The following is an 11,487-nucleotide window of genomic DNA, read 5'->3' as shown; positions in this document are numbered from 1 at the left end:
CCAGGAACTTCTGATAAAGTCGGAACCGCCGGAAAGGAAACCGCGAAACAAAAGCGGGAACCTGGAAAGCGCCGAGGAAATCGGGTCGAGAAAAGATCTGATAGAGTCGGAAACGCAAGACCGAAGGGAAGCGCCCGGAGGAAAGCCTGAGAGAGTCTCTCGGGTGAGTACAAAGGAAGCGTCCGTTCCTTGAGAACTCAACAGCGTGCCAAAAATCAACGCCAGATATGTTGATACCCCGTCCCCGGCAGTGATAGCCGAGGATGAGGTTCCTTTGAAACAAAACACAGCGAGGACGCTGTGAACGGCCGGGCTTATTCCGCCTGGCTGTTCCGCTCTCGTGGTGTCGACCGGATTACCGGTAAACATTCACGGAGAGTTTGATCCTGGCTCAGGACGAACGCTGGCGGCGTGCTTAACACATGCAAGTCGAACGATGAACCACTTCGGTGGGGATTAGTGGCGAACGGGTGAGTAACACGTGGGCAATCTGCCCTTCACTCTGGGACAAGCCCTGGAAACGGGGTCTAATACCGGATAATACTTCCACTCGCATGGGTGGGGGTTAAAAGCTCCGGCGGTGAAGGATGAGCCCGCGGCCTATCAGCTTGTTGGTGAGGTAATGGCTCACCAAGGCGACGACGGGTAGCCGGCCTGAGAGGGCGACCGGCCACACTGGGACTGAGACACGGCCCAGACTCCTACGGGAGGCAGCAGTGGGGAATATTGCACAATGGGCGAAAGCCTGATGCAGCGACGCCGCGTGAGGGATGACGGCCTTCGGGTTGTAAACCTCTTTCAGCAGGGAAGAAGCGAAAGTGACGGTACCTGCAGAAGAAGCGCCGGCTAACTACGTGCCAGCAGCCGCGGTAATACGTAGGGCGCAAGCGTTGTCCGGAATTATTGGGCGTAAAGAGCTCGTAGGCGGTCTGTCGCGTCGGATGTGAAAGCCCGGGGCTTAACCCCGGGTCTGCATTCGATACGGGCAGACTAGAGTGTGGTAGGGGAGATCGGAATTCCTGGTGTAGCGGTGAAATGCGCAGATATCAGGAGGAACACCGGTGGCGAAGGCGGATCTCTGGGCCATTACTGACGCTGAGGAGCGAAAGCGTGGGGAGCGAACAGGATTAGATACCCTGGTAGTCCACGCCGTAAACGGTGGGAACTAGGTGTTGGCGACATTCCACGTCGTCGGTGCCGCAGCTAACGCATTAAGTTCCCCGCCTGGGGAGTACGGCCGCAAGGCTAAAACTCAAAGGAATTGACGGGGGCCCGCACAAGCAGCGGAGCATGTGGCTTAATTCGACGCAACGCGAAGAACCTTACCAAGGCTTGACATACACCGGAAACGTCTGGAGACAGGCGCCCCCTTGTGGTCGGTGTACAGGTGGTGCATGGCTGTCGTCAGCTCGTGTCGTGAGATGTTGGGTTAAGTCCCGCAACGAGCGCAACCCTTGTTCTGTGTTGCCAGCATGCCCTTCGGGGTGATGGGGACTCACAGGAGACTGCCGGGGTCAACTCGGAGGAAGGTGGGGACGACGTCAAGTCATCATGCCCCTTATGTCTTGGGCTGCACACGTGCTACAATGGCCGGTACAAAGAGCTGCGAAACCGTGAGGTGGAGCGAATCTCAAAAAGCCGGTCTCAGTTCGGATTGGGGTCTGCAACTCGACCCCATGAAGTCGGAGTTGCTAGTAATCGCAGATCAGCATTGCTGCGGTGAATACGTTCCCGGGCCTTGTACACACCGCCCGTCACGTCACGAAAGTCGGTAACACCCGAAGCCGGTGGCCCAACCCCTTGTGGGAGGGAGCTGTCGAAGGTGGGACTGGCGATTGGGACGAAGTCGTAACAAGGTAGCCGTACCGGAAGGTGCGGCTGGATCACCTCCTTTCTAAGGAGCACTTCTTGCCGGGCTTGCTCGGTCAGAGGCCAGTACATCGGCGTACGTCCGATGCTGGTTGCTCATGGGTGGAACGTTGATTATTCGGCCGGGTTTCCGGGTCGGAGGCTGCAAGTACTGCTCGTAAGAGCGTGGAAAGCATGATCTTCGGACGGGAGTCGGCCGGGCACGCTGTTGGGTGTCTGAGGGTATGGCCGTATGGCTGCCTTCAGTGCCGGCCCCAGTGCACTCGGATCCGTTAAGGGTTCGGGGTGATGGGTGGCTGGTCGTTGTTTGAGAACTGCACAGTGGACGCGAGCATCTGTGGCCAAGTTTTTAAGGGCGCACGGTGGATGCCTTGGCACCAGGAACCGATGAAGGACGTGGGAGGCCACGATAGTCCCCGGGGAGTCGTCAACCAGGCTTTGATCCGGGGGTTTCCGAATGGGGAAACCCGGCAGTCGTCATGGGCTGTCACCCGCTGCTGAACACATAGGCAGTGTGGAGGGAACGCGGGGAAGTGAAACATCTCAGTACCCGCAGGAAGAGAAAACAACCGTGATTCCGGGAGTAGTGGCGAGCGAAACCGGATGAGGCCAAACCGTATACGTGTGAGACCCGGCAGGGGTTGCGTGTACGGGGTTGTGGGATCTCTCTTTCACAGTCTGCCGGCTGTGAGACGAGTCAGAAACCGTTGATGTAGGCGAAGGACATGCGAAAGGTCCGGCGTAGAGGGTAAGACCCCCGTAGTCGAAACGTCAACGGCTCGTTTGAGAGACACCCAAGTAGCACGGGGCCCGAGAAATCCCGTGTGAATCTGGCGGGACCACCCGCTAAGCCTAAATATTCCCTGGTGACCGATAGCGGATAGTACCGTGAGGGAATGGTGAAAAGTACCGCGGGAGCGGAGTGAAATAGTACCTGAAACCGTGTGCCTACAAGCCGTGGGAGCGTCGCGCATCGAGTTTACTCGGTGCGTCGTGACTGCGTGCCTTTTGAAGAATGAGCCTGCGAGTTTGCGGTGTGTTGCGAGGTTAACCCGAGTGGGGAAGCCGTAGCGAAAGCGAGTCCGAATAGGGCGTTTCAGTAGCACGCTCAAGACCCGAAGCGGAGTGATCTAGCCATGGGCAGGTTGAAGCGGAGGTAAGACTTCGTGGAGGACCGAACCCACCAGGGTTGAAAACCTGGGGGATGACCTGTGGTTAGGGGTGAAAGGCCAATCAAACTCCGTGATAGCTGGTTCTCCCCGAAATGCATTTAGGTGCAGCGTCGTGTGTTTCTTGCCGGAGGTAGAGCACTGGATAGGCGATGGGCCCTACCGGGTTACTGACCTTAGCCAAACTCCGAATGCCGGTAAGTGAGAGCGCGGCAGTGAGACTGTGGGGGATAAGCTCCATGGTCGAGAGGGAAACAGCCCAGAGCATCGACTAAGGCCCCTAAGCGTACGCTAAGTGGGAAAGGATGTGGAGTCGCACAGACAACCAGGAGGTTGGCTTAGAAGCAGCCACCCTTGAAAGAGTGCGTAATAGCTCACTGGTCTAGTGATTCCGCGCCGACAATGTAGCGGGGCTCAAGCGTACCGCCGAAGTCGTGTCATTCATACAACAGGGCCAACGCCTGTATGGATGGGTAGGGGAGCGTCGTGTGCCGGGTGAAGCAGCACCGGAAGGTAGTTGTGGACGGTTCACGAGTGAGAATGCAGGCATGAGTAGCGATACACACGTGAGAAACGTGTGCGCCGATTGACTAAGGGTTCCTGGGTCAAGCTGATCTGCCCAGGGTAAGTCGGGACCTAAGGCGAGGCCGACAGGCGTAGTCGATGGATAACCGGTTGATATTCCGGTACCCGCTGTGAAGCGTCAAACATCGAACCAGGCGATGCTAAGTCCGTGAAGCCGTTCCGGACCCTTCGGGGAAAGGAAAGTGGTGGAGCCGACGAACCAGACTTGCAGTAGGTGAGTGATGGGGTGACGCAGGAAGGTAGTCCATCCCGGGCGGTGGTTGTCCCGGGGTAAGGGTGTAGGACGAACGGTAGGCAAATCCGCCGTTCACATAGTCTGAGACCTGATGCCGAGCCGATTGTGGCGAAGTGGATGATCCTATGCTGTCGAGAAAAGCCTCTAGCGAGTTTCATGGCGGCCCGTACCCTAAACCGACTCAGGTGGTCAGGTAGAGAATACCGAGGCGTTCGGGTGAACTATGGTTAAGGAACTCGGCAAAATGCCCCCGTAACTTCGGGAGAAGGGGGGCCACGTCTGGTGAGAGCACTTGCTGCTCGAGCTGGGGGTGGCCGCAGAGACCAGCGAGAAGCGACTGTTTACTAAAAACACAGGTCCGTGCGAAGCCGTAAGGCGATGTATACGGACTGACGCCTGCCCGGTGCTGGAACGTTAAGGGGACCGGTTAGTCAAGATTCGTCTTGGCGAAGCTGAGAACTTAAGCGCCAGTAAACGGCGGTGGTAACTATAACCATCCTAAGGTAGCGAAATTCCTTGTCGGGTAAGTTCCGACCTGCACGAATGGCGTAACGACTTCTCGACTGTCTCAACCATAGGCCCGGTGAAATTGCACTACGAGTAAAGATGCTCGTTTCGCGCAGCAGGACGGAAAGACCCCGGGACCTTTACTACAGTTTGATATTGGTGTTCGGTTCGGCTTGTGTAGGATAGGTGGGAGACTTTGAAGCAGCCACGCCAGTGGTTGTGGAGTCGCCGTTGAAATACCACTCTGGTCGTGCTGGATGTCTAACCTGGGTCCGTGATCCGGATCAGGGACAGTGTCTGATGGGTAGTTTAACTGGGGCGGTTGCCTCCTAAAGAGTAACGGAGGCGCCCAAAGGTTCCCTCAGCCTGGTTGGCAATCAGGTGTTGAGTGTAAGTGCACAAGGGAGCTTGACTGTGAGACCGACGGGTCGAGCAGGGACGAAAGTCGGGACTAGTGATCCGGCGGTGGCTTGTGGAAGCGCCGTCGCTCAACGGATAAAAGGTACCCCGGGGATAACAGGCTGATCTTCCCCAAGAGTCCATATCGACGGGATGGTTTGGCACCTCGATGTCGGCTCGTCGCATCCTGGGGCTGGAGTCGGTCCCAAGGGTTGGGCTGTTCGCCCATTAAAGCGGTACGCGAGCTGGGTTTAGAACGTCGTGAGACAGTTCGGTCCCTATCCGCTGCGCGCGCAGGAATATTGAGAAGGGCTGTCCCTAGTACGAGAGGACCGGGACGGACGAACCTCTGGTGTGCCAGTTGTTCTGCCAAGGGCATGGCTGGTTGGCTACGTTCGGGAGGGATAACCGCTGAAAGCATCTAAGCGGGAAGCCTGCTTCGAGATGAGTATTCCCACCCCCTTGAGGGGTTAAGGCTCCCAGTAGACGACTGGGTTGATAGGCCGGATGTGGAAGCCCAGTAATGGGTGAAGCTGACTGGTACTAATAGGCCGAGGGCTTGTCCTCAGTTGCTCGCGTCCACTGTGTTGGTTCTGAAACCACGAACGGCCCCATGTCATGGTCACGGCATGGTGCGGCTGCATGTGTTTCATAGTGTTTCGGTGGTCATAGCGTGAGGGAAACGCCCGGTTACATTCCGAACCCGGAAGCTAAGCCTTACAGCGCCGATGGTACTGCAGGGGGGACCCTGTGGGAGAGTAGGACACCGCCGAACAAATATTACGGGAAACCCCCGCACCTCACGGTGCGGGGGTTTTCTGCGTTCAGGGCATGATTGTTTTGCGGGCTCTCCTTCAAACTTTCGGGAGAGCCCGTTTGTTTTTTATAGGCGTCCCGCTGCCTTGAGTGCCAGGTAGGCGTCCGCGAGTGCGGGGGGCAACTGGTCCGGTGTTGCGTCGACGACGGTGACGCCGTGCCGGCGGAGTTGGTCGGCTGTGCGATGACGTTCTGTCTGGGCCTGGGCTGCCGCTGCTGCCTCGTACACCGCTTCGGTGTTGCCGCGGGAAGCGGCCATTCGGGCGATGTGGGGGTCGGCGACCGACGCCACCAGGACCGTATGGCGCTGGGTGAGCTGCGGGAGGACGGGGAGGAGGCCTTCCTCGACCGGGGCGGCGTCCAGCGTGGTCATGAGGACGATGAGGGAGCGTCGGGGGGCCGTGCGGAGGGCTGTGGCGGTGAGGCCGCGGGCGTTCGTCTCGACCAGTTCGGGTTCGAGGGTGGCCATGGCGTTGACCAGGGACGGGAGAACGTCGCGCGCTGTTCGGCCCTGGACCAGGGCGCGTACTCGGCGGTCGTAGGCGAGGAGGTCGACTCGGTCGCCGGCGCGGGATGCGAGGGCGGCGAGGAGCAGTGCCGCGTCCATGGAGGCGTCGAGGCGGGGAGCATTGCCGACGCGGCCTGCGGAGGTGCGGCCGGTGTCCAGGACGAGGAGGATGTGGCGGTCGCGCTCGGGGCGCCAGGTGCGGACCGCGACCGACGAATGGCGGGCGGTGGCGCGCCAGTCGATGGAGCGGGTGTCGTCGCCGGGAACGTATTCGCGCAGGCTGTCGAATTCTGTGCCTTCGCCGCGGGTGAGGACGCTGGTGCGGCCGTCCAGTTCACGTAGGCGGGCCAGTTTCGACGGGAGGTGCTTGCGGCTGGTGAACGGCGGGAGGACGCGTACGGTCCAGGGGACCTTGTGGGTGCCTTGGCGGGAGAAGAGGCCGAGGGGGCCGTAGGAGCGGATCGTGACGCGGTCGGTCTGATGGTCGCCGCGGCGGGTGGGGCGTAGGCGGGTGGTGATGCGGCGGCGTTCGCCGGGCGGGACCGTCAGGTGGTGGCGGGAGGCCTCCGTCTCTGTTCCTGGTTGCCAGCTGCTCGGGGGCCAGGCGTCGCGGAGGTGGGCGCGCAGGGGGCGGCGGGACGGGTTGGTGACGGTGAGGGTGATGTCCGCCGGGTCGCCGAGGCGGGCGGAGGTGTCGCCGGAGCGGGTCAGGCCCAGTCGGCGTACCGGGGCGGCCAGGGCGAAGTCGCAGGCGCAGGCCAGGGCCAGGGGGGCGTTGACGGCGAGGATGCCCGTCCAGCCGGCGTCCCAGATGCCGACGGGGAGGGAACCGAGGGCCGCGAGGAGTGCGGTGCGTCCGGTGAGCGCCATCAGCGGGGTACGGGGACGTGGGTGAGGATCGCGTTGATGACGGAGTCGGCCGTCACGCCTTCCATCTCGGCTTCCGGGCGGAGTTGCACGCGGTGGCGGAGGGTGGGGAGGGCGAGGGCTTTGACGTCGTCGGGGATGACGTAGTCGCGGCCGGTGAGCCAGGCCCATGCGCGGGCGGTGGCGAGGAGGGCGGTCGCGCCCCGGGGGGAGACGCCCAGGGTGAGGGACGGGGATTCGCGGGTGGCGCGGCAGATGTCGACGACGTAGGCGGTGATCTCGGGGGAGATCTTTGTCTTGGCGACTGCGGCGCGGGCCGCTTCGAGGTCGGCCGGTCCTGCGACGGGGCGTACGCCGGCGGCGTGCAGGTCGCGCGGGTTGAAGCCGTCGGCGTGGCGGGTGAGGACGTCGATCTCCTCCTGGCGGGAGGGGAGCGGGATCGTCAGTTTGAGGAGGAAGCGGTCCAGTTGGGCTTCGGGGAGGGGGTAGGTGCCCTCGTACTCGACGGGGTTCTGGGTCGCCGCGACCAGGAACGGGTCGGGGAGCAGGCGCGGGGTGCCGTCGACCGTGACCTGGCGTTCCTCCATGGCCTCGAGGAGGGACGACTGGGTTTTCGGCGGGGTGCGGTTGATCTCGTCGGCGAGGAGGAGGTTGGTGAAGACCGGGCCGGGCTGGAAGGAGAACTCGGCGGTGCGGGTGTCGTAGACGAGGGAGCCGGTGATGTCGCTGGGCATGAGGTCGGGGGTGAACTGCACGCGCTTGGTGTCGAGTTCGAGTGCGGAGGCGAGGGCGCGGACCAGCAGCGTCTTGGCCACTCCGGGGACTCCTTCGAGGAGAACGTGTCCGCGGCAGAGGAGGGCGACGACAAGGCCTGTCACGGCGGGGTCCTGGCCGACCACGGCCTTGGAGATCTCGGCCCGCAGGGCCTCCAGGGAGGCGCGGGCGCGGCCCGGGTCCCCGGTGTTCCCGGCGTTGTCAGTGGTCGGGTCCATCATGGACGGCGTACCTCTCTTTCGAGGGCGTCGAGTTGGTCGGCGAGCGCGATCAGGGCCGCGTCGTCGCCTGGCGGTGGGCCGAAGAGGAGGGAGTGCAGGGACTGTCCGTCGCCGTGGAGGTGGGCGGACAGGGCGGGGACGAGTGCCTCGGGCGCGTGCGCCTGGGTGACGGGGACGCCCAGGAGAGGGGCGAGGCGGGTGCGGGTGGTGGAGCGAAGAGCGGCGGCCGCGCGGTCGCGGGCGTTGGCTTTGCGGTAGAGGCGGGCGCGGCCTTCGACGGTTTCGGAGGCGCGGATCGCCACGGGGAGTCTCTCGGGCACCAGGGGGCCGAGTCGGCGTGCCCGCCAGAGGGCGGCGAGGGCTGCCGCGACGAACAGTTGGAGTGTGCCCCAGAGCCAGCCGGAGGGGAGCAGGTCGAAGAAGCCCTTTTCGTCGTCCTGCTCGGTGGCTGAGGTGTCGGAGAGCGAGGGGAGGTACCAGACCAGATGGCTGCGGGAGCCGAGGAGTTGGAGGGCGAGCGAGGCGTTGCCCTGTTCGTCGAGGCGGTTGTTGTAGAGGATGTCGGGCGCGCCGATGACCACGGTGTCGCCGTCGCCGGAGGTGTCCGGGATGCGCAGCAGGGTGGCCAGGCGTTCGCTGGGGTAGCACTTGTCGGCGTCGAGGTGGCGGGTGGTGTAGCGGATGCCGCCGGTCTCCGCGGTGCCGGCGCGGCGGGCGGCGGGCAGCGCGCAGTCGGGGGAGAGCGCGGAGCCGCGGCTGTTGGCGGGGTCCGCGGTCACGCCGGGGGCGAGGGTTCCCACGGACCAGCCGCTGGGGGCGACGAGGACGGTACGGCCGCCCGAGCCGGCGATCGCCGAGTGCAGGTCTTGCTGTTGACGTTCCGCCAGGAGGTCCGGGGCGGCGACCAGGAGCGTGGTGTCGGGGCGCGCCGCGGTGCGGGCCTCGGCGAGGGTGGTGACGACGCGGGTGGACACGCCGCGGTCGGCGAGGAGTTCGGCTGTGGCGCGGCTGCCGTAGGGGTCGGCGGAGCGTGGGTCGAGGGCGCCGTGGCGGGCGTCGGACTGGAGCGCGGCGAGTGTGACGGCCCCCGCCAGGAGCAGTACGAGTGCGAGCGTGACGCCTCGCGCGCGGGTCCACAGCCGGAGGGCGGTGGGCGAGGCCGAGGTGGACGGGAGTGTGGCCTCGGTCGTCATCCGGCGGCTCCCCGGCGGGCGGGGTGGGCCGCGGTGTGGGTGCTGCTCGCCGTCAGCTGGGGCTTGGTGCGTTCCAGGTCGAGGTCGAGTTCGGCCATGCGTCCGTACGACTGCTGGGTGGCGCGGCGGCCGCCGTATGTCACGTCGTCGAAGTCGCGGGCGGCGGCGCGGAGTCGGTCGGTGTGGGCGGGCAGGGTGCGGCCGGCGTCGGCGGCGGCCTCGTCGGCCGTGCGGCCGGGGCGGGTGTCGAGGAGGGCGCGTTCCTCGAGGGAGCGGACGATGGCGCGCATGCGTTCCTGGACGGCCTGGTTCCAGTGGCCCTGGGCGGCGTGTGCCTCGGCGGCGGCGCGGTGTTCGGCGGCGCTGCGGGGACGGTCGTCGAAGAGGGCGGAGGCGGATGTGGGCCGGCGGCGCGGGGAGCCCAGGCGCCACCACAGGGCGCCCACGACGGCTGCCACGGCCAGGAGGACGACCACCAGGCCGAGCGTGCCGCCGGGGGTGGCGGTCGAGGCGGTGTCGAACAGGTCGCCGATCCAGTCCCAGAGGGTGTCCAGGGCGCGCTGGAACAGGCTGGGGTCGTTCTGGTGGTACAGGTCCTTGGACAGTTCACGGCGGGCCGCCTCCCGCGCGGGGTCGCGCGGGACGGTGAGCGGCGGCTCGTCGTCCGAGCGGGCGGACAGGGACAGCACGGCGCCGTCACCCGCCCGCAGCAGGGCTGCCACGGCCCTGCCGGCGACGCCGGGCAGGGCCGCCGGGGCGGTGTCGTCGACGCCGGGCAGCAGTACCCGTACGGGCAGGGTGCCCGGGAGCGGTGCCGCTGTGAGAACTCCCCCCGCCAGGCTCACCGCATCAACCCCCGGGGGTCGTGCGGGGGACGGAGGTGCCGTAGTCCTGGACGCCCGCGGCGCGGGCCAGGTCGAGGTCGAGGGCCTCGCGACGGATGCGCTGGTCGACGTAGAGGAGCACGGTGACCCCCGCCGAGATCGGGAAGGTGATCATGGAGCCGATGACCGAACCGATGCCGCTGATGATCAGGTAGGTCCAGCCGTAGTCGCTGCTCGCGTCGACCATGCCGCTGATGCCCCCGTCGCTCACGGCGGCACCGAGGAGGGCGAACGGGACGACGACGATCGTCGCGACGACGTTCGCGATGATCAGGGCGAGCAGCTGGATGCCGAAGACCCGCCACCAGGAGCCGCGGGTGAGCTTCGCGGAACGGCCGAGCGCCTTCTTGATGCTCTGCTTCTCCAGCATCAGCGCGGGCGAGGCCAGGGAGAGGCGGATCAGCAGCCACAGCACCAGGACGACCGACCCGAGGATGCCGAAGGCCTTGAGCGCGGCCCCCGCGTCGGAGTTTCCGGCGGCGCTCACGAGGATGCCCGGCAGCAGGCATACGAGGACGATGGCGGCGGCGACGAGCATCAGCAGGAAGATCAGGCCGAACAGCTTGAGCACCTGGGGGCGGGCGTCGCGCCAGGCCTCGCCGAGGGTGACCGGTTTGCCGAGCACGGCCCGGCTGGTGACGGCGGTGAGCAGGGCGGTCGCCGTGATGGTGCCGATGAGGGTGATGACGAGGACGGGGCCGGAGGCGCGCATGGCGTCGCCCATGGCGCTGAGCTGCTCGTCGGCGGTGGCGCTCGGGTCGCCGAGCGCGTTCGTGTCCGTGGTGGCGTCCAGGATGAGGCCCTGCAACAGGACGACGAAGACCTGGGTGATGACGGCGACGGTCAGCGAGATGCCCAGGACGGTGCGCCAGTAGGTGCGCATCGTGGCGACGGCGCCGTCGAGGATCTCGCCCACCGCGAGCGGGCGCAGCGGGATCACGCCGGGCTTCGCCGCGGGCGGGGGGCCGCCCCAGCCGGCACCCCAGCCGCCGGGAGCGCCGTATCCGCCGTAGCCGCCCTGTCCGGGGCCCGCGGGGCCGCCGGGGTATGCGCCGCCGGGTCCGGGGGGCGGGTAGGTGCCCCAGCCGGGGCCGGGCGGCGGAGGCGGTGGGGGCGGCGGCGTCTGGCCCGCGTTGCGGCCCGGGTTCGGGGCGCCCGCGGGCGCGGACCACTGGCCGGGGCCGGGCGGCGGCTGTTCCTTGGACCACTTCGTGCCGGGGCCCTGCGGGTTCGCGTCCGGCTGGTCCGCGGGCTGGGCGCCGGCGGGGCGGTCCGTGGGCTCGGCGGGGTGGGACGCGCCGGGCTCCTGTCCGTCGGACGGGGCGGATCCGGGCGAGGCCCAGCCCGGAGTGTCTTTCATCGTCGCTCCTTCACGGTGCCCGTCCGCGGTCGCGGCGGCAGGTTGGGAGCCATCGTGCCATGGGGTGCTCATCGGTTGACCGGCCGCGGTACGGGCTGCA

At 65.6% G+C, this 11,487-nt stretch carries 5 protein-coding genes and 3 rRNA genes; 3 read left to right on the top strand and 5 right to left on the bottom strand.

Annotation, left to right across the window (positions count from 1 at the left end; all coding sequences use genetic code 11):
• Positions 1–368 precede the first annotated feature (368 nt).
• The 3 genes from OG736_RS18265 (at position 369) to rrf (ending at position 5,539) form a co-directional block, all read left to right on the top strand.
• A 16S ribosomal RNA gene (locus OG736_RS18265) occupies positions 369–1,894 on the top strand.
• A gap of 314 nt (positions 1,895–2,208) precedes the next feature.
• Positions 2,209–5,331: ribosomal RNA gene (locus OG736_RS18260) — 23S ribosomal RNA — on the top strand.
• A gap of 91 nt (positions 5,332–5,422) precedes the next feature.
• Positions 5,423–5,539 (top strand): 5S ribosomal RNA (rrf, locus tag OG736_RS18255).
• The 16S, 23S and 5S rRNA genes sit together here, the layout of an rRNA operon.
• A gap of 108 nt (positions 5,540–5,647) precedes the next feature.
• Here the strand turns inward: rrf and OG736_RS18250 are convergent.
• Genes OG736_RS18250 through OG736_RS18230 form a run of 5 tightly spaced genes read right to left on the bottom strand, consistent with a single transcriptional unit; the run spans position 5,648 to position 11,387 of the window.
• Complete coding sequence (locus tag OG736_RS18250; protein ID WP_327183390.1) at positions 5,648–6,958, bottom strand: DUF58 domain-containing protein; 1,311 nt, start codon at positions 6,956–6,958, stop codon at positions 5,648–5,650.
• Complete coding sequence (locus tag OG736_RS18245) at positions 6,958–7,947, bottom strand: AAA family ATPase (protein WP_327183389.1); 990 nt, start codon at positions 7,945–7,947, stop codon at positions 6,958–6,960. The genes OG736_RS18250 and OG736_RS18245 overlap by 1 nt, the downstream gene beginning before the upstream one ends.
• Positions 7,947–9,143 carry a DUF4350 domain-containing protein gene (locus OG736_RS18240; RefSeq protein WP_327183388.1) on the bottom strand — a complete coding sequence of 399 codons (1,197 nt, stop codon included), beginning with the start codon at positions 9,141–9,143 and terminating at the stop codon, positions 7,947–7,949. The genes OG736_RS18245 and OG736_RS18240 overlap by 1 nt, the downstream gene beginning before the upstream one ends.
• The gene (locus tag OG736_RS18235; protein ID WP_442817049.1) at positions 9,140–9,988 is read right to left on the bottom strand and encodes a DUF4129 domain-containing protein; all 849 of its coding nucleotides are present in this window, start codon (positions 9,986–9,988) and stop codon (positions 9,140–9,142) included. Before OG736_RS18235 ends, OG736_RS18240 begins: the two co-directional genes overlap by 4 nt.
• Positions 9,989–9,992: 4 nt before the next feature.
• A complete protein-coding gene (locus tag OG736_RS18230; protein ID WP_327183387.1) occupies positions 9,993–11,387 on the bottom strand; it encodes a DUF7847 domain-containing protein in 1,395 nt (464 codons plus the stop codon).
• Positions 11,388–11,487 lie beyond the last annotated feature (100 nt).

The organism is Streptomyces sp. NBC_01334 (assembly GCF_035983595.1).
GTDB lineage: Bacteria > Actinomycetota > Actinomycetes > Streptomycetales > Streptomycetaceae > Streptomyces > Streptomyces coriariae.
Note: the sequence above shows the minus strand (reverse complement) of the source record. Positions and strands in the feature narration are given on the sequence as shown.